15 protein-coding genes are annotated in these 18248 nt (G+C 70.2%); 8 read left to right on the top strand and 7 right to left on the bottom strand.

The window, feature by feature from the left end; all coding sequences use genetic code 11:
- Positions 1-165 precede the first annotated feature (165 nt).
- Together AVTE2539_RS15120 and AVTE2539_RS15115 are read left to right on the top strand one after the other, a co-directional pair.
- Positions 166-423, top strand: coding sequence for a hypothetical protein (locus AVTE2539_RS15120; RefSeq protein ID WP_284411782.1), 258 nt, complete (start codon positions 166-168; stop codon positions 421-423).
- Positions 424-542: 119 nt separating this feature from the next.
- Positions 543-1958, top strand: a complete 1416-nt coding sequence (locus AVTE2539_RS15115; protein ID WP_284411780.1) for a hypothetical protein — start codon at positions 543-545, stop codon at positions 1956-1958.
- Positions 1959-1995: 37 nt separating this feature from the next.
- Here the strand turns inward: AVTE2539_RS15115 and treF are convergent, their stop codons facing one another.
- Together treF and AVTE2539_RS15105 are read right to left on the bottom strand one after the other, a co-directional pair.
- A complete protein-coding gene (gene treF, locus AVTE2539_RS15110; protein WP_284411778.1) occupies positions 1996-3666 on the bottom strand; it encodes an alpha,alpha-trehalase TreF in 1671 nt (556 codons plus the stop codon).
- 164 nt (positions 3667-3830) lie between these two features.
- Positions 3831-4451 (bottom strand): TetR/AcrR family transcriptional regulator, encoded by a 621-nt coding sequence (locus AVTE2539_RS15105; RefSeq protein WP_284403023.1) that lies wholly within the window; start codon positions 4449-4451, stop codon positions 3831-3833.
- Positions 4452-4610: 159 nt separating this feature from the next.
- Between AVTE2539_RS15105 and AVTE2539_RS15100 the strand changes: the two genes are divergently transcribed.
- Genes AVTE2539_RS15100 through AVTE2539_RS15090 form a run of 3 tightly spaced genes read left to right on the top strand, consistent with a single transcriptional unit; the run spans position 4611 to position 6744 of the window.
- Positions 4611-5270 (top strand): DUF3313 domain-containing protein, encoded by a 660-nt coding sequence (locus tag AVTE2539_RS15100; RefSeq protein WP_284411776.1) that lies wholly within the window; start codon positions 4611-4613, stop codon positions 5268-5270.
- A 59-nt stretch (positions 5271-5329) separates the two neighbouring features.
- Positions 5330-5791, top strand: coding sequence for a hypothetical protein (locus AVTE2539_RS15095; RefSeq protein ID WP_284411774.1), 462 nt, complete (start codon positions 5330-5332; stop codon positions 5789-5791).
- A gap of 26 nt (positions 5792-5817) precedes the next feature.
- Positions 5818-6744 (top strand): DUF2145 domain-containing protein, encoded by a 927-nt coding sequence (locus tag AVTE2539_RS15090; protein WP_284411772.1) that lies wholly within the window; start codon positions 5818-5820, stop codon positions 6742-6744.
- A 31-nt stretch (positions 6745-6775) separates the two neighbouring features.
- Here the strand turns inward: AVTE2539_RS15090 and AVTE2539_RS15085 are convergent, their stop codons facing one another.
- From AVTE2539_RS15085 to AVTE2539_RS15075, 3 genes are all read right to left on the bottom strand, one after another.
- Positions 6776-7222 carry a CBS domain-containing protein gene (locus AVTE2539_RS15085; protein WP_272568313.1) on the bottom strand — a complete coding sequence of 149 codons (447 nt, stop codon included), beginning with the start codon at positions 7220-7222 and terminating at the stop codon, positions 6776-6778.
- A gap of 183 nt (positions 7223-7405) precedes the next feature.
- Positions 7406-8062 (bottom strand): DUF937 domain-containing protein, encoded by a 657-nt coding sequence (locus AVTE2539_RS15080; protein WP_284411770.1) that lies wholly within the window; start codon positions 8060-8062, stop codon positions 7406-7408.
- 141 nt (positions 8063-8203) lie between these two features.
- On the bottom strand, positions 8204-9853 hold the full coding sequence (locus AVTE2539_RS15075; protein ID WP_284411768.1) for a methyl-accepting chemotaxis protein: 1650 nt from the start codon (positions 9851-9853) through the stop codon (positions 8204-8206).
- Positions 9854-10425: 572 nt separating this feature from the next.
- Here AVTE2539_RS15075 and AVTE2539_RS15070 point away from each other — a divergent pair.
- From AVTE2539_RS15070 to AVTE2539_RS15060, 3 genes are read left to right on the top strand one after another with little or no spacing between them, the layout of a single operon-like run.
- On the top strand, positions 10426-11709 hold the full coding sequence (locus AVTE2539_RS15070; protein ID WP_502868931.1) for an efflux RND transporter periplasmic adaptor subunit: 1284 nt from the start codon (positions 10426-10428) through the stop codon (positions 11707-11709).
- A gap of 13 nt (positions 11710-11722) precedes the next feature.
- Positions 11723-14881: an efflux RND transporter permease subunit gene (locus AVTE2539_RS15065; RefSeq protein WP_284411764.1), complete on the top strand. Its 3159-nt coding sequence runs from the start codon at positions 11723-11725 to the stop codon at positions 14879-14881.
- Positions 14878-16518: an efflux transporter outer membrane subunit gene (locus tag AVTE2539_RS15060; RefSeq protein WP_284411762.1), complete on the top strand. Its 1641-nt coding sequence runs from the start codon at positions 14878-14880 to the stop codon at positions 16516-16518. Before AVTE2539_RS15065 ends, AVTE2539_RS15060 begins: the two co-directional genes overlap by 4 nt.
- 19 nt (positions 16519-16537) lie before the next feature.
- Here AVTE2539_RS15060 and AVTE2539_RS15055 read toward each other — a convergent pair whose 3' ends face one another.
- Positions 16538-16972: a GNAT family N-acetyltransferase gene (locus AVTE2539_RS15055; protein ID WP_284411760.1), complete on the bottom strand. Its 435-nt coding sequence runs from the start codon at positions 16970-16972 to the stop codon at positions 16538-16540.
- A 141-nt stretch (positions 16973-17113) separates the two neighbouring features.
- On the bottom strand, positions 17114-18190 hold the full coding sequence (locus AVTE2539_RS15050) for an alkene reductase (protein WP_284411758.1): 1077 nt from the start codon (positions 18188-18190) through the stop codon (positions 17114-17116).
- Positions 18191-18248: the final 58 nt, after the last annotated feature.

Raw genomic sequence — 18248 nt, 5'->3', positions numbered from 1 at the left:
ACCGCGCAGGCCGTGCGCTCCGATTGTTTTTCATGTTTTATCAGATCGTTTAAGCAATTTTCAGGGATTTTTCAATCTATTAGAAAGCCGTCCCCATAATATCGCGCAGTGGCCCGTGCGCCACCGTGAAAATCCTGGTTCCAGTTCAGCACCCCGATCAGGGGAATGGAATATCACGATATTTGCGCATTATTCACCAAAACGGGGATTGGCGACGCCATGGCAGACCAGAAAATCACCACCATCGACAATGGTGCCGGCGTCAACGCCACGCTCAGCAGCGTTCATTACCCCGGGGACCATTGCAACCTGCCGAACAGGCGGGTAATCCACACCGGAAGCAGCGATGGCGACTGCATCCGGGTGCTTGCCATCACGAAAGATCCCGCAGGGGCTTTGACGGTGGCCTGGTCCCCATCCTGAGGCTGCGCCCGCGCCCATCGCCGCGCACGCCACCGCCGCCCAGGAAGCGCTGAGCCCCTGGGCGGGCCCCTCCGCCCTGCCGGCCTCGGCAGATCGCAACCCTTGAAACGCCCTCCACCATGACCCCGACCCCCATTCCGTCCGTGCCGCGCTCGATTTCCATCGAGGACACGCAAGCCCATCACCTGCAGCTGTTGAACCCCGCCCAACCAGCGCTCGGGGCTTCGCCTTCCGCCCGGCCCGACGCACCGGCGCTGCAGACATTCAACGGCTACTACACCCTTGGAAACGCCCAGGGCGCCTTTTTCGCGGTCGACACCAACATGGTGTTTCAAGCAGGCACCATCGCCCCCGCGTACCACGTGTCGCTGATCATCTCGCTGGACGGAACCTCCGCCACCCGCTACCCCTTCACGGGAAGCTTCGACGGCAAGACCCTGCACCAGACGTCCGACCAGGGGCTCACGGTCGAGCTGGAGTTCACCCGCGCGGGCGACACGTACGGGCCGGTGGCCTTCTGTTCGGGAAGCATCACCTTGCCGAAGCAAACGAAGGTCGATGTCTCCGGCGCCACCTACAACAACCCCATTGCCGCCGCCCTCTTCGCCGGCGATTACGTCGATACGGCGACCGGAAAAAAGGTGATGCGGATCGGGTCGGACAACCAGCTGCAGTACGACCCTGGCACCACCGGGAATCTCCAGCCGGTGCACACCTATGCGTACAACCTGAACATGTACTTCTTCACGGTCGCCCAGGGCAGCGAGACCGTGTCGCTCATCATGGGCACCGCTGCCGAGCAGGGTTTCGCCTGCAACAACATGGTGACCGATGGGCAAAAGCCCGCGCAGATCCGGTCGCTCGTCACCATTCCCCAGGCCGCGAAACCCGACTTCGCGCTATACGACCTCAGCGGGTGCGAACTGGCGGATTTCAGCGGCTACTACCCCTTCCAATTCGACATCGAGACCCTGCAAAGCCGGTCTTTCGTCTCCATCCAGGCGCAATACGCAACGCTGCTGCCGGGCACCGACTGGGATCTGAATTTCGTGGCCATCAGCATTTCGACGGATGGCATCAATTCCCAGGCCTATTATTTCAATCCATTCACAATGAGTTTCAAGGATGGCATTCTAGACATGCCCGAGCAGAATATCCACCTGCAACTCACCCGAAAATACGATCCCGCCAATGGATCGCTGGTTCAAATGAGCGGCACGATCAACGGACAGAAAATAACGGGATCGACCCCCTTCAACCCCGTTCCTTTATCTGCCTTCACTGGCCAGCCCCTCACCAACCGCCTGGGCGACCGGCTCGCGGTGAATGGCGAAAACAGCGTGACCTACAACGGCGATAATGTCAAAAGCATTATCTACGTTCCTTTGATGTACATCTTGGCCTACCCCGTCGGCAATCCCGACGTGGTGATGTCTTTCGGCACCGATGGCGCCCATGGCACCGCGTGCATCGTGACCACGAAGGCCAATACCCCGACGCGGGCCACCACGACGGTCTGGGCCATTCCCTCATAAGGGACGTGGTCCGACGGGTGGCGCGGCCGCCGGGCCGTCAGGCGGGGTCGTCCAGCCAGCCCCGCACCACCCCGTTCGTCCAGCCGAACCCGTCCTGCAGCGGGTATTCGCCGCCATCGCCTCCGGTGGAGGGGCTGTCGCCGGATTCGCACAGCGAGTATTTTTCGACCAGCTTGCCCTCGTGGTCGTACACGTCCTGCACGGTTTTGACCCAGCGCGTGCGGATGTCGTCCGACAGCTGGCGGCAGCTTTCGTCGGCCGCGCCGTAGGCGGCGAAACCTTCCACCGCCATCCACTGCAGCGGTGCCCAGCCGTTGGGGCGGTCCCACTGCTCGCCGCTGGCGGTCTCCGAGGTGGACAGGCCGCCCCGCACCAGCAGGCGCCGGCGCACGGTGGCGGCCAGCGCATGGGCCTGCTCGGGCGTGGCCGTGCCGGTGAAGAGCGGCACCACGGTGGCGGCATTGAGCGAGGGGCGTGGCGTGCCGGCCTGCCAGTCGTGGTCGAGAAAGGCGCCGGCCTCGGCGTTCCACAGCACGCGGGACATGGCCTCGGCGCGCTGGCGGGCCCGGTGGTCGAACGCGTCGGCCGTGGCCGTGTCGCCCACGCTGCGGCTCAGGCGGGCGATGGTGGTCTCGGCCTTGTGCAGCAGCGCGTTCAGGTCCACCGGCAGGATGCGCGTGGTGCCGATGGTGGACAGGGTCTGCGTGCGGCAGGTGCCGCAGGCGCCATCGTCCAGCCAGCGCGCGCTGAAGTCCCAGCCCGACTCGGCGGCGGCGCGCAGGTCGCGGTACACCTCGTTCGCGGGGCGCTGGCATTGGGCGGCGGTCTCCACATCCTCGCGCCACGATTCCTCGCGCGGCGTGTCGCGGTCGTCCCAGTAGCGGTTGAGCACGGCGCCGTCCGGCAGCGCCACCACGCGGCGGTGGGCGCTGCCCGGGGCCAGGGTGTCGGCACCCTCCATCCAGAAGTCGTATTCGCGCCGCATCTGCGGCAGGTACTGCGCGGCGCCGTGCCCCGCGCACGATTCGCACAGCTCGGCCATCAACGAGAACACCGGCGGCTGCGAGCGGCTCAGGTAGTAGGTGCGGGTGCCGTTGGGCACGTGGCCGTAGGTGTCGATGAGGTAGGCGAAGTTGTCCGTCATCGTGTGCAGCAGGTGCCGCCGGCCGCTGCGCACCAGGCCCAGCATGGTGAAGTACGAATCCCAGTAATACATCTCCACGAACCGGCCGCCCGGCACCACGTAGGCGTGCGGCAGTGCCAGCAGCGAGCCGCGCGGGGGGTGGTGGGCCGGGTGGCGGGTGAGCTCGTCCCACAGCGCATCGATGTGCGCCGCCATGGTCAGCCCGGGTTCGACCGTGGGGCTGTCGCAGGCGCGGGTCTGGGGCTTGAAATGCCGGTGCACGAAGGCATGCAGGTCGAAGCCCGGCGCCTGGCACTGCGCGCGGTAGGCCGCGAGGATGGTCTCGGGCGGCTGGCGCGGGGCGCAGTCCACGAAGGTCTTGGAGTCTTCGAAGATGCGCTGGCGTTGCACTTCGATGAAAAGCTCTTCGTAGCGGTCCGCGGGCGTGTGGGTGTCGGCCGGCGGCGCCAGCGCGGCCGCGGCGCGCCGCGAGGCGCTGTGCGCGCGGTGAGTGGGCGAATCGCCGCCCGGCAAGGACAGCGGCGGTGCGGCGGGAGACTCGGTGCGGGACGGCAAGGCGGACATTCGGGTTCCAGGCGAAGGGGCCAAAGAGAAGGGTCGGCGGGGGATGGCCCTATTGAACGACGGCTGAGCCGACCGCACTGGCCCGCGACCCCGGCAAATGCGCAGGACAAGACGCCGAACCGGCGTCGGCGCCGCAGGGCATGCCGGCGCGCTTCGGGTCGCACCTAGCGCCCGGGGGCCGCGCCCCGCAGGAAGAAGTCCACGGCCCGCACCACCCGCGCGTGGATGTCGGCGACGGAGACGGCCGGTGGGTCCTGCTGGTACAGGCGCGGCCCGGTTTCCGCGGTGAGCAACGCCATGAACTGCATCGCCATGACCTGGGGATCGCCCTCGCACACCTCGCCGTGCGCCATGGCGGCGCCCATGAAGCGGGTGAGCGCGTCGATGCACTGGCGCGGGCCGGCGCCGTCGAACAGCTCGCCGATGTTGGAGCGGCCCGCGTCCGCCAGCACCATGCGGTACACCGAGAGCGCGCGGCGGTCGTTCAGCATCACCTGCAGCGCCTCGTCCCCGAACCGGGTCAGCGTGGGCCGCATCGGCGGGCGCGTTTCCAGCGCCGCCAGCAGGTGGGAGGTGGCGTCGGCCAGGTGGGAGGTCGCCAGCGACTGCACCACGGCGACGAACAGCGGCTCCTTGGACGGGAAATAGCCGTAGAGGGTGGCCTTGGAGCCCCCGAGCCGCTTGGCCAGCTCGTTCATCGACGCCGCCTCGTACCCCACCTCTTCGAACAATTTGGCCGCCGCTTCCACGATGGCATCCCGCCGCGCCTGGGTCCTGACCCGCATTCGCATCTCCAAAAGTGAACTAACTTGTACTCTTTACTTGACAGGGCTCCCTCGGGCAAATCATACTATGCCGTACATTCATGTTCAGTTATAGCTCCATCCCCTGGCCCCTCGGCCCGGGGCTGGCCCCCCTTCGTCCCTTTCTTTTGGAGAAGCTCCATGCATGCCACCCCTTTTCTGCGCCCCGCGACGCTCCTGCCCCTGCTGTGCCTGGCCGGCTGCGCCAGCACCCAGCCCATCGCCTACACCGGGCTGCAGTCCGCGCCCCAGCTGCGGCCCAACCTGGACGACGACACCGGCCGCATTCCCTACCGCGTGGCATCGCACCGGGACTGGAGCCAGTACACCAAGGTGATCCTCGACCCCATCGTGATCTACTCCGGGCCCGACCACCAGTTCGAGGACGTGCCCGAGGCCCAGCGGCGCCAGCTGGCTGGCGACATGCGCCGGCAGTTCACGGCGCGGCTGGCCACGCGCTTTCAGATCGTGGCCCAGCCCGCCCCCGCCACGCTGCGCCTGCGCGTGACCCTCACCGGCGCCAGGCTCACCACGCGGGGCCTGAGCACCTTCACGCGCTTCGACATCGGCGGCGGGCCCTACAACCTGGTGCAGGGCATTCGCGGCAAGGAAGGCACCTTCACCGGCTCGGTCAGCTACGCCGTGGAGATCTTCGACGCGGTGTCGAACCAGCTGCTCGACGCCTTCGTCACCAAGCAATACCCGAACGCGCTGAACATCGGCGCGACCTTCGGCACCCTGGATGCGGCGCAGGCCGGCATCGAAAAGGGCGCGCAGGAACTCACCGCCCAGTTCCAGTGACCGCCGCCATGATCCCCACCCACCCCGCCCCCCTGCCCGCCGCGGCCCCGAGGATTGCCATGCCCCTGATTGCCTTCGTTCGCGCCGCGTGCGTGTCTTCGCTGCTCGCCACCGCCGCCCTGCCCGGCCATGCGGAACTGTTCACCTCCATGGCCTCCAGCGCGGGGTCGGCGGCCTCGAGCGCCTCGGACTCGATCGGCCATTCGAGCGGCGGCGGGGGCCGCGACCGGCGCCTGGCCGAGGGCGAGTACCGCGTGATCGGCGTGGAGCAGGTGCCCGGCCGGCCCGACGCCACGGGCCTCAGGCTGCGCGCGACCGAGACCGGCGCCGCGCGCGAGTTCGTGCTGAACCTGCCGCGCCAGGCGCAGGGCGCGCGGCCGCTCGCCGCCGGCGACCTGGTGCAGGCGCGCGAGCGGCCTTACGGCTTCGAGTTCGCGCGCGGCGACACCCGCGAAGCCTTCTTCCTGGTGCTCAACGACGACTGGTACGAGGAGATGGACTCCCGGCCGCTCGCCCTGTGATGCGGCGTGCCGCCTTGCCATCCCGCATGCGGCACCGGCGCGCGCTGGCGCGCTGGACCGGGATCGCCGCCATCGGCCTCGCCGCGCTGGGGGCGGAGGTTCCGGCCCATGCCGGCACCTGGGGCCTGTGCGATGCCGCCGCGCCGCTGAGCGCCACCGATCAGGACCGCGTCCTGCGCTTTGCCGCGGTGGTCAAGCAGGTGCTCGACGCCTCGGGCCAGCGCGTGGCACTGATCTCGCGCTCGGGCCTGGACCTGGGCCGCTTCGGGGTGCGCTACTCGCACGCCGGCCTGGCCCTGCGGCCGCAGCCGGACCGCCCGTGGGCGGTGCGCCAGCTGTACTACACCTGCGAGGAGTCGCGGCCCCGGCTGTTCGACCAGGGCATTCCGGGGTTCCTGATGGGCCGGGACGATCCGTCCCGGGGCTACGTTGCCATCGTGCTGCTGCCCGCGCTGCCCGCCGACGCGCTAGAGCGCACGGCCCAGGATAAGCGCGCCGCGCTGGCCCTCCTGGCGGCCGACTACAGCGCCAATGCCTACCCGTTCAGCACGCGCTACCAGAACTGCAACCAGTGGGTGGCGGAGATGATGGCCAGCGCCTGGGCGCCGGCCGGCGACGCGCCCCCAACGCGCGAGCGCGCGCAGGCGTGGCTGCACTCGGAGGGCTACCGGCCCGAGCCGATCGGGCTGGGATCGCACGGCATGGTGTTCGCCGCGCATTTCGCGCCGCTGGTGCATGTGGACGACCACCCGAGGGACGACCTCTACGCGCTGCGCATGCGGGTGAGCCTTCCGGCCTCGCTGGAGGCCTTCGTGCACGATCGCATGCCGGGCGCGGAGCGCATCGAGCTGTGCCACGACCGCCGCCAGATCGTGGTGCGCCGCGGCTGGCAGGCGCTGGGCCCGGGGTGCGAGGCCGGGCCGCAGGACGAGGTGATCGCCCTCGATCCCTAGCCTGATGGGGCCGGGCGGTTGCGCGGCGGCGTCAGTTGCGCTGGCCGCCAGTGATGTACTGCTCCATCTGCTCGATGATGAACTGCTGCTCGGACATGATGTTCTTCACCAGGTCACCGATGGAGATCAGGCCCACCAGCCGATTGGCGTCGTCCACCACCGGCAGGTGGCGCAGCCGGTTGTCGGTCATGAGCTGCATGCACTGCTCACTGCTCTGGTGCGGCCGCACGAAGCGCACGGCCCGGGTCATCACGTCGCTCACCTGGGTGGCGCCGGAGGTGCGGCCCAGCAGGGCCACCTTGCGGGCGTAGTCGCGCTCGGTCACGATGCCGGCGATCTGCTCGCCCTCCATCACCAGCAGCGCGCCGATGCCCTTGTCGGCCATGAGCCGCAGCGCATCGAGCATCGAATCGGAGGGCCCGATGGTGTGGACCTGGGCATGGGGCTTGGACTTGAGGATGTCGGCGACTGCGGTCATGGGGCCTCCCTGAGTGAAGTGGCGTGGATGGCTGCAGTTTCCGCCCAACGGCGGGGTGCGCGCAACAGGGGTTTGCGAAGCCGCCCGGGGCGGCGATGCAGTTGGTTGCAAACCCGCGCGCCGCCGGTCGCCGGTCGCCGGTCGCCGGTCGCCGGGCCCTCGGACCGCGCTTGCGCTCTCAGCTCAGCGTCGCCCGCCGAACAGGCCGCCGCCGAGCTTGACCAGGTCCGACAGGCCGACCTGGCCGTCGCCGTCCTGATCGAGCAGGCTGCCCAGCACGCCTCCACCCAGGCCACCCAGGCCACCCAGGCCGCCCGGCTGCCGGGCGCGGTCGCGCTCGTGGCCGAGGGTGCGCCCCAGGCTGCCGGCATCCAGCCCGCCGGCCTGCACCCGCTGCGCAAGGAGCGACATCACGATGGGCGCGAGCAGCTGGAGCAGTTGCCCCGCGTTGGCGCCCAGGCCCGTCGCCTGGGCCAGCCCGGCCTCGGCCTGCGGGCGCTGGCTGCCGAACACGTGGCCCAGGATGTCGGCGCCCTGCCCGCCGCCGGCGGCACTGCCGCCGCCCAGCAGCGACCCCAGGAGCCCACCCAGGTCCAGCCCGCCCGCGCCGCCAACGGCGGCCGGCTGGTGGTCGCGCTGCAGGGCACCCAGCAGGGCCTCGGCGCCCTGTGGCTGCGCGGCGTTGCGGCCCAGCGCGCCCAGCAGCAGGGGCAGTGCGGTTGCCACCGCGGAGCGGGTCTGCGTGGCGTCCGTGCCCAGCTGGCTGGACAGCTGCTGGAGCGGGGCCCCTTGCAACTGGGCCATCAGTTCATCGGCCAGGGAGGGGGTGGACGGGTTCATGGGCGGCTCCTTCATCAACGTTCGGTGCGGTTGGCAGCGCGTGGCGTTGCCGTGGGCGTGGCGGCCGGACATCGGCCCCGGGCCCCATGCTATCCGGCCGGGCGCCCCCCCCCCCCCCCCCCGCTGCCACCGCATTTGCCTTCAGGCCCCCCGCGCGGCGATGAGCGATGGGCCGGGGCGCGCCGCCCTGCGCAGGGCCACGGCATCGGACGCCGCGGCGCCGCGCGGGCCGCCGTGCACGCGGAACACCTGCACCGCGTCCGACACCGTCTGCGCCTGGGACTGCAGCTCCAGCGCCAGGGCCGCGTTCTCCTCCACCAGCGCCGCGTTCTGCTGGGTGATGCCGTCCAGGTGGGAGACCGCGCTGTTCACCTGCGAGATGCCGGCCTGCTGCTCGTCGGCCGCGCTGTGGATCTGGCCGATGAGGGCGCCCACGCGGCGCACCAGGTCCAGCGACTCCTGCATGGTCTTTTGCGCGCTCTCAGTGCGCTGGCGGCCCTCGCCCACCTTCTCGGCCGACTGGTCGATGAGCTGGCGGATCTCGCGCGCGGCGGTCAGCGTGCGCTGCGAGAGGCTGCGCACCTCGCCGGCCACCACCGCGAAGCCCCGGCCCTGCTCGCCCGCCCGCGCCGCCTCCACCGCCGCGTTCAGCGCGAGGATGTTGGTCTGGAAGGCGATGGAGTCGATGAGCTGCGTGATCTCGCCGATGCGGCCCGAGGCGGCCTGGATCTGCTGCATGGTGGCGGCCACGCCGTCCACCGCGCCGCTGGTGCGCTCGGCCACGCCCGTGGCCTGCCGCGCCAGGTCGGCCGCCTGGCGGGCCGATTCGGCCGTCTGCTGCACGGTGCCGGTGATCTCCTCCATCGAGGCGGCCGTCTCCTGCAGGTTGCTGGCCTGCGTCTCGGTGCGGCCGGACAGCTCCTGGTTGCCTTGCGCGATGGCGCGGCTGGACACGCGCATCTTCTCGGTCTCCTGCAACGCATCGCGCACGATGGACTGCAGGTTCACGTTGAGCTGGCTCAGCGCCTTCTGCAGGTCGCCCACGCCGTCGGAGCGGGTCACGCGCAGGCGCTCGGTCAGGTCGCCGGCCGCCATGCGGTTGGCGGCGCGCACCATGTCCGACAGCGGCAGCACGGCCACGCGGCGCACCTGGGCGAAGGCGGCCATCGCCACGCCGGCCACGGCAGCCCAGGCCGCGGCCGAGAACAGGCCCTGCTCTTCATCCACGAGCCCCGCCAGGAAGGCGGCCACCAGCACGGCCAGGAACGCCATGGCCACCTGGCCGCCCACGCCGATGCGGGTCCACTCCGCGACGCGGCCCAGGGCGGTCAGGCGTGCCAGCCGGCCCGCGCGCAGCACGTGCACTGGGCGGCCGGCCTCGGCCTCGGCGCGCATGCGGGCGTAGAGCGCGTCGGCCGCCTGCACCTGCTCGCGGGTGGCCTCGGTGCGCACCGACAGGTAGCCCACGGGGCGGTCGCCCTCCATCAGCGGGGTGACGTTGGCCATCACCCAGTAGAAGTCGCCGTTCTTGCGCCGGTTCTTCACCGCGGCCGACCAGGGCCTGCCCTGGCCGATGGTGTCCCACATGTCGCGGAACGCCTCCTCGGGCATGTCGGGGTGGCGGATCAGGTTGTGGGGCTGGCCCAGCAGGGCCTCGCGCTCGTAGCCGCTCACCTCGATGAACATCGGGTTGCAGTACAGGATGCGCCCTTTCAGGTCGGTGGTGGACACCAGGGTTTCGCCGGAAGGAAACGGGTATTCCTGCGTGCTGACCGGAAGATTTCTTCGCATGGGAAGCCTTTCTGGGGAAGAAGCTTTTGTCTCGTACGGACGGTGCGGCACGGCGCCGCGGGCCCCTGCGGGATGCAGTGCGGCCGATGGTAGGTGGCACATCCCGGCTTGTGGAAACCTTTCGGCCGGGGCTTGATCTGGGTCAAGAGCCCGGGGGCGCTACGAACGCGGACCGTCGTTTCCCGACCACCCATTTGCTATCAATTAAATAGCTAACAAGACAATGAAAACGCCGGCATGCGGGCGATTTGGCTCTCAAAACCCCGTTCCGCCCCGCAGAAACCCTTCGGATCGACGGCCCGGCCGGCCGGCGGCCCGCCAGCGCGGCCACACACTCCCGGGGCCAGCGCCCGAGGGGCCCGCCACCGCCTGCGAGGGGCACGCGCGGCCCGCACGCGGCATGAAGGTTGCAAGGTCCGGACACGAGGCCCGCCGGAGGGCTTTCCAGCCTGCTACAGCTTCACACGATCTTTTCAATTGACCGTCAGAATGCTCGCCACAACGAAAGCCGTGCCTTGTCCATGAATTGCCCACGCCCTGCCACACGCTCGCTGCCCTCCGCCCCCGCTGCCATGGCCCCACGGCCCTCTTCCTTGACCCCTTCCCGTACGACCGCTGCCCCCGGTGCCCTGCGCCGGGCCGGAGCTGCCGTGCTGGCGGCCGCCTTCGTGGTGGCCGGGTGTTCGGACAAGGCCGCCAAGCAGCCCGCGCCGCGCGCCCCGGTGGAAGCCGGCGTGGTCACGATCCAACCCGAGCGGCAGTCGATCACCACCGAGCTGCACGGGCGCACCAGCGCGTTCCTGGTCGCCGAGATCCGGCCGCAGGTGGGCGGCATCGTGCAAAAGCGGCTCTTCACCGAAGGGGCGGACGTGAAGGCCGGGCAGGTGCTGTACCAGTTGGATGCCTCGCCCTTCGAGGTGGCGCTGGCGAGCGCCGAAGCCTCGCTGGGCAAGGCCCAGGCCACCGTGGGCACGGCGGAGACCAACGCGCGTCGCAATGCCGAGCTGGTCAAGATCGATGCGATCAGCCGCCAGGTGTATGACGACAGCCAGGCGGTGCTGGTGCAGGCCCGCTCGGACCTGGCCGTGAACCGCGCGGCGGTCGAGAACGCCCGCATCAACCTGGGCTACACCCGCATCAAGGCGCCCATCTCGGGCCGCACCACCACCTCGGCGGTGACGCCGGGCGCGCTGGTCACCGCCAACCAGACCACGGCGCTCACCACCATCTCGCAGATCGACCCGCTCTACGTGGACGTGACCCAGTCCAGCACCGACGTGCTGCGCCTGAAGACCGACCTGGCCAAGGGGCGCTTTCAGCGCGCGGGCGAAGGCCAGGCGCGCGTGGCGCTCAAGCTGGAGGACGGCAGCACCTATGCCCAGGCCGGTCGGCTGCAGTTCAGCGGCGTGACGGTGAACCCCGCCACCGGCGCGGTCACCCTGCGCGCGGTGTTCCCCAACCCGGACGGCCTGCTGATGCCGGGCATGTACGTGCGCGCGGTGCTGGAGACGGGCGTGAACGAGCAGGCCCTGCTCGTGCCCCAGCAGGGCGTGACGCGCGACACCGCCGGCAACGCCAGCGTGCTGCTGGTCAATGCCGAGAACAAGGTCGAGCGCCGCAAGATCCAGGTCGAGGCCGCCGTGGGCAACCGCTGGCAGGCCGTGGGCGGCCTGGCCGCCGGCGACCGCGTGGTGGTGGACGGGCTGCAGCGCGTGAAGGTGGGCGACACGGTCAAGCCGGTGGAGGTGGCGGCCAAGGCGGCGGCAGCCCCGGCAGGCGGCGCGTCCTCTGCGGCACCGGCCGCATCGGCGGCGGCACCCGCGGCGTCCGGCGCTGCGGCCCCGGCCGCCCGCTGAAGGACCGCCCGCCATGGCACAGTTCTTCATCAACCGGCCCATCTTCGCGTGGGTCATCGCCATCGTCATCATGCTGGCGGGGGCCATGTCCATCAAGACATTGCCGCTGGAGCAGTACCCCAACATCGCACCGCCGCGCGTGTCCATCAGCGCCACCTACACCGGCGCCTCGGCCAAGACGGTGGAGGAATCGGTCACGCAGGTGATCGAGCAGCAGTTGAAGGGCCTCGACAACCTGATCTACATGGGCTCGACCAGCGATGCCTCGGGCGGCTCGCGCACCACGCTCACCTTCAATGCCGGCACCAACATCGACGTGGCGCAGGTGCAGGTGCAAAACAAGCTGCAGCAGGCCATGTCGCGCCTGCCGCCCGCCGTGCAGAGCCGGGGCGTCACCGTCACCAAGGGCGGCAACGACTACCTGATGATCGTCACCTTCACCTCGCCCGACCCGAGCGTGACGCAGGTGGACATCGGCGACTACATCTCCAGCAACCTGGTGGACGTCATCAGCCGCATCGACGGCGTGGGCGACGTGGCCACGCTGGGCACGCCCTACGCCATGCGCGTGTGGATGGACCCGGCCAAGCTCGAGAAGTACGCGCTCATGCCGTCCGACATCGGCAACGCCATCAACGCGCAGAACGCCCAGGTCTCCGCCGGCCAGCTGGGCGCCCTGCCCGCCGTGGGCGAGCAGCAGCTCAACGCCACCATCACCGCGCGCAGCAAGCTGCAGTCGCGCGAGGAGTTCGAGAACATCGTTCTCAAGTCCACCGTGGACGGCGCCATCGTGCGCCTGAAAGACGTGGCCCGCATCGAACTGGGCGCCGAGAACCTCACCATCACCTCGCGCCTGAACGGCCAGCCCGGCGCCGGCATGGGCGTGGTGCTGGCCGACAGCGCCAACGCCATGGCGGTGGCCAACGCGGTGAACGCCAAGATCGCCGAGCTGCAGCCGTTCTTTCCGTACCAGCTCAAGCCCTTCACCAGCTACGACACCACGCCCTTCGTGAGCGCCTCCATCGAAGAGGTGGTCAAGGCGCTGGTCGAGGCCATGCTGCTCGTGGTGCTGGTGATGTACATCTTCCTGCAGAACTTCCGCGCCACGCTGATCCCGGCGATCGCGGTGCCCGTGGTGCTGCTGGGCACCTTCGGCGTGCTGTCGGTGGCGGGCTACTCGATCAACACGCTGACCATGTTCGGCATGGTGCTGGCCATCGGCCTGCTGGTGGACGACGCCATCGTGGTGGTGGAGAACGTCGAGCGCGTGATGAGCGAGGAGGGCCTGCCCCCAAAGGAGGCCACGCGCAAGTCCATGGCCGAGATCACGCCCGCGCTGGTGGGCATCGCGCTCGCACTGTCGGCGGTGTTCATCCCCATGGCGTTCTTCGGCGGCTCCACGGGGGTGATCTACCGGCAGTTCTCCATCACCATCGTCTCGGCCATGGTGCTGTCGGTGCTGGTGGCGCTCACGCTCACGCCGGCGCTGTGCGCCACGCTGCTCAAGCCCATCCCCCAGGGCCAGCACAGCCCGCACGGCGCGCCGCGCCGGGGCGTGCTGGGCTGGGTGGACCGCTTCTTCACCGGCTTCAACCGCCGCTTCGACCGCACGGCCGACGGCTACCAGCGCGGCGTGGGCCGCATCGTGCGCCGCGGCGGGCGGATGATGCTGGTCTATGCGCTCATCGTGGGCGGCATGGCCGTGCTGTTCATGCGCCTGCCCACCTCGTTCCTGCCCAACGAGGACCAGGGCGCCGTGCAGGTGCAGATCACCCTGCCCCCGGGCGCCTCCAACACCCGCCTGCAGGTGGTGATGGCCGAGGTGCAGAAGTACTTCGCCGCGCAGCCCGACGTGGTGAGCTTCAACTCCATCACCGGCTCCAACGGCGACCAGAGCTCGGCGCGCGGCTTCGTGCGCCTCAAAGACTGGAGCGAGCGCCCCCTGGCCTCGCAAAGCGCCGACGCCATCGCCCGCAAGGCCACGCGCGATCTGTCCAGGATCCGCGACGCGCGCATCTTCGTCGTGCTGCCGCCGGCCGTGCGCGGCCTGGGCGCCAATGCGGGCTTCAACTTCCAGCTCAAGGACCTGAACGGGCTGGGCCACGACGCGCTCGTGGCCGCGCGCGACAAGGTGCTGCAACTGGCCGGCCAGCGGCCCGAGCTGTCCAACACCCGCAGCAACAACCTGGACGACACGCCGCAGCTGGGCGTGGCCATCGACGACGCCAAGGCCGGCGCCCTGGGCCTGGCCACCACCGACGTCAACAACACGCTGGGCAGCGCCATCGGCGGCACCTACGTGAACGACTTCCTGAACAAGGGCCGGGTCAAGCGCGTGTACATGCAGGGCGATGCGCCCTACCGCATGCTGCCGCAGGACATCGCGCCCTGGACGGTGCGCAACAGCCAGGGCCTGATGGTGCCGTTCTCGGCGTTCTCCAGCACCAGCTGGACCTACGGCTCGCCCCAGCTGCAGCGCTACAACGGCAGCCCCAGCTACGAATTCGTGGGCGACGCGGCCACGGGGGTCAGCTCCGGCGCGGCCATGGACGCGGTGGAAACCATCATGAAGGAGATGCCGCCCGGCATCGGCTACGAATGGACGGGCGCCTCCTACCAGGAACGCCTGTCGGGCTCGCAGGCGCCGCTGCTGTATGCCGTGTCCATCCTGTTCGTGTTCCTGTGCCTGGCGGCGCTGTACGAAAGCTGGTCGGTGCCGTTCTCGGTGATTCTGGTGGTGCCACTCGGCATCGTGGGGGCGCTGCTGGGCATCGGCATCCGCGGGCTGTCCAACGACGTGTATTTCCAGGTCGGGCTGCTGACCACCGTGGGGCTGTCGTCCAAGAACGCCATCCTGATCGTGGAGTTCGCCACCCAGTTGCAGGCCCAGGGCAAGAGCGTGATCGACGCCACGCAGGAGGCCGTGCGCCTGCGGCTGCGCCCGATCCTCATGACCTCGCTGGCCTTCGGCTTCGGCGTGCTGCCGCTGGCCATCGGCACGGGCGCCGGCGCGGGCGGACGGCAGGCCATCGGCACCGCGGTGCTGGGCGGCATGATCTCCGCCACCGTGCTGGGCATCTTCTTCGTGCCCGTGTTCTTCGTTCTCATCCGCGGCTTCTTCGCCAACCGGGCCGCCAAGGCCGGCGGCCAGCCCACCGGAGCCCCCGCATGACGCCGCGCCAAGCCCCCACCCTCCCCGCCCTGCGCCCGCTGGCCTGGGCGGTGGCCGCCACCGTGGCGCTGGCCGCGCTGCCCGGCTGCACCAACCTGGCGCCGCCCTACCAGGCGCCCGCGCTGCCGGTGCCGGCCGCCCTGGGCACGGGCTCCGTGCCGGTGGCCGTGACCGCTCCCGCCGCCCTGGGGGACGGGTCCGCCGCGGCGGTCCCGGCCGATCCGCTGGACCGCCCCCTGGAATGGGCCGAATTCTTGCAGGACCCCCGCCTGCGCGCCCTGGCCGAGATGGCCGTGGCCAACAACCGCGACCTGCGCGTGGCCGTGCTGGCCATCGAGCGGGCGCGGGCGCAGTACGGCGTCTCGCGCGCCGACCTGTTCCCCGGCGTGAACGCCACCGGCGCGGGCAGCCGCAGCCGCACGGCCGACGACCTGACCACCGCGGGCCGCTCCAACGTGGGCGGGCAATACAGCGCGCAACTCGGTTTTGCCAGCTACGAGATCGACTTCTTCGGCCGCGTGCGCAACCTGAACGACGCCGCGCTGCAGGAGTTCTTCCGCGCCGCCGAGAACCGCCGCAGCGTGCAGTTGAGCCTGGTGGCCGAGGCGGTGAACGCCTGGCTCACCCTCGATGCCGACGGCCGCCGCCTGCAACTGGCACGCGACACGCTGCGCACGCGCCAGCAGTCGCTGGACCTCACGCAGCGCAGCCATGCGCTGGGCGCCACCTCGGGCCTGACCCTGGCGCAAACGCAGACCACGGTGGACACCGCGCGCGCCGACGTCGCCACCTACACCGCCCAGGTCGCGCGCGACCGCAACGCGCTCGCGCTGCTGGTGGGCGCCGCCGTCCCCGACGACCTGCTGCCGCCCGTGGCCCTGGCCGCCGCGGCGAATGCAGCGCCCGCCACGGTGCCGCCCGCCACGGCAACGGCAACGGCCGACGGCACCTCGCGCAGCAGCGCCCCCCGCAACACCAGCACCGCCATCGTGCCCACCACGCCGGTCGCCGCTTTGCTCGCCGTGCCCGCCGACCTGCCCTCCGGCGTGCTGCTGCGCCGGCCCGACGTGCGCGCGGCCGAGCGCACGCTGCAGGGCAGCTACGCCAGCATCGGCGCGGCGCGCGCGGCGTTCTTTCCGTCCATCACGCTCACCGGTTCCATCGGCACGGCCAGCAATGCGCTGTCGGGCCTGTTCGACGGCGGCAACGGCATCTGGAGCTTCGCGCCGCAGATCCGCCTGCCGATCTTCGACGCCGGCCGCAACAACGCCAACCTGCGCGTGGCCGAAGTGGCGCGCGACACGGCCCTGGCCCAGTACGAAAAATCCATCCAGACCGCGTTCCGCGAAGTGTCCGACGCGCTGGCCGACCGCGCCACGCTGGACGAGCGCCTGGCCGCCCAGCGCTCGCTGCTGGACGCCACCCAGCGCGCGCTGGACCTGTCGGACGCGCGCTACCGGCTGGGGGCCGACAGCTTCCTCACGGTGCTGGACGCGCAGCGCTCGCTGTACGCGGCGCAGCAGACGCAGATCACCCTGCTGCTGGCCGAGCAGACCAACCGGGTCACGCTGTACAAGGTGCTGGGGGGTGGCTGGGCTGCCAATGGAGCCGGGGTGGCGGACGACCCGATGCGCTGAGGGGCTGCGGCCCAGGGGCTCAGTCCGCCGGCACCAACTCGACGGCGGCGTGCTCTTCCAGCCAGTCCGCGACTGGCAGGCCGGCCTCGTCGGCCACGCCCTGGTTCCAGAACTGCGAGGCGCACAGCACCTCCACGTCCAGGCCCTCCAGCGTGCTGCGCGCCAGCACCGCGCCGATGTAGGCGCTGCGCGCCCGCTCGACGATGCCCCAGACCAGCGTGGTCTCGGCGGCGCATTGCAGGCCGATCAGGAACGCCTCCTTGCGCGCGCCATCGGCGGATTTCTCCACCATCCAGGGCAGTTGACCGGCCAGCCGTTCGTCCTGCAGCAGCACGTTCAGCAGGTCGCGCGCCGGCTCGGCCCCCAGCGGAACGACCACGAACCGCTCGGTCTCGAATTTCGGGGCTTGGGCGGGCAGCAGCTCGACGCCGGCTTTCATCTCTTGGTACGACATTGTTTTGAACCTCCGTGGGCACCGAGCCTAGGCGCGCGCCCGCGCGGGCCGGGCCAGGCGTCCGAAGGAAGGTGGCCGCAGCCGAAGGCCATGGGCCCGGGGCGGCGCTCTCCTCGCCGCCTCGATACGCACCAACGGTGGCTAACCGGCGAGCGCCGGATAGTCCGTATAGCCCTGGGCCCCGGGCGTATAGAACGTGGCCGGATCGGGCGCGTTCAGCGGCGCGCCCTGGCGCATCCGTTCGACCAGGTCCGGATTGGCGATGAATGCACGGCCGAAGGCGGTGAGGTCGGCCAGGCCGCCCTCCAGCGCGCGCTCCGCACCGGCCTTGTCCAGGCCGCCGGCCAGGATGAACGGGCCGTCGAACGCCGCCTTCAGGTCGGCCTTGAGCTGGGCGGGAACCGGTGGCGTTCCCATGGTCGAGTGGTCCAGCACGTGGACGTACAGGAGGCCGAGCGCGGACAGCGCCTTCACCAGGGCCAGGTACTGACCGTCCACGCCGTCGAAGGCGCCCGCGCTGTTGACCACTCCATGCGGCGACAGGCGGATGCCCACGCGTTCGGCGCCGATTTCCTTGGCGGTGGCCCGCGCCACTTCGAGCACCAGCCGGTTGCGCCCCTCGGCGGTTGCGCCGTAGCCATCCGTGCGGCGGTTGATGTTGGCATTCAGGAACTGCTCCAGGAGATACCCGTTGGCCGCGTGCAGCTCGATGCCGTCGAACCCGGCTTCGATGGCCAGGCGCGCGGCCGTGGCGTATTCGCCGATCACGGCCTGGATGTCGGCCTCGGTCATGGCGCGCGGTGGCGTGTGCGGCTGGCTGCCTTGCGAATCGGTGTACATCTCGCCGGGGCATGCCTCGGCCGACGCGCTGAGCACTTCGGCGCCGGCGGGCAGGTTGGCCTGGTGGGCCACGCGGCCCGTGTGCATCAGTTGCACGACGATCTTGCCGCCCTGGGCGTGCACGGCGCTGGTCACCCGCTTCCAGCCTTGCACGTGGGCATCGTTGAACAGGCCGGGAATCCGGGCATAGCCCAGGCCGTTGGGCGACGGCGACGTGCCTTCCGTGACGATGAGGCCGGCCGTCGCGCGCTGCGCGTAGTAGGTCGCCATGAGCGGATTGGGCGTGTTGTGGTCCACCGCGCGGCTGCGGGTGAGCGGCGACATCACCACGCGGTTGGCCAGGGGGATGTTGCGCAAGAAAAAGGGTTCGAAAAGCATCGGGGCTGTCCTTGGAAAAAAGCAGGGCGAAAACGACGGAGGAAAAGGCCATCGGCGT

Origin of the sequence: Acidovorax sp. SUPP2539 (assembly GCF_030158975.1) — a bacterium.
In the GTDB taxonomy this organism is placed as follows: domain Bacteria; phylum Pseudomonadota; class Gammaproteobacteria; order Burkholderiales; family Burkholderiaceae_C; genus Paracidovorax.
The sequence above is the reverse complement of the archived record's forward strand: the minus strand, read 5'-3'. Positions and strand labels throughout refer to the sequence as shown.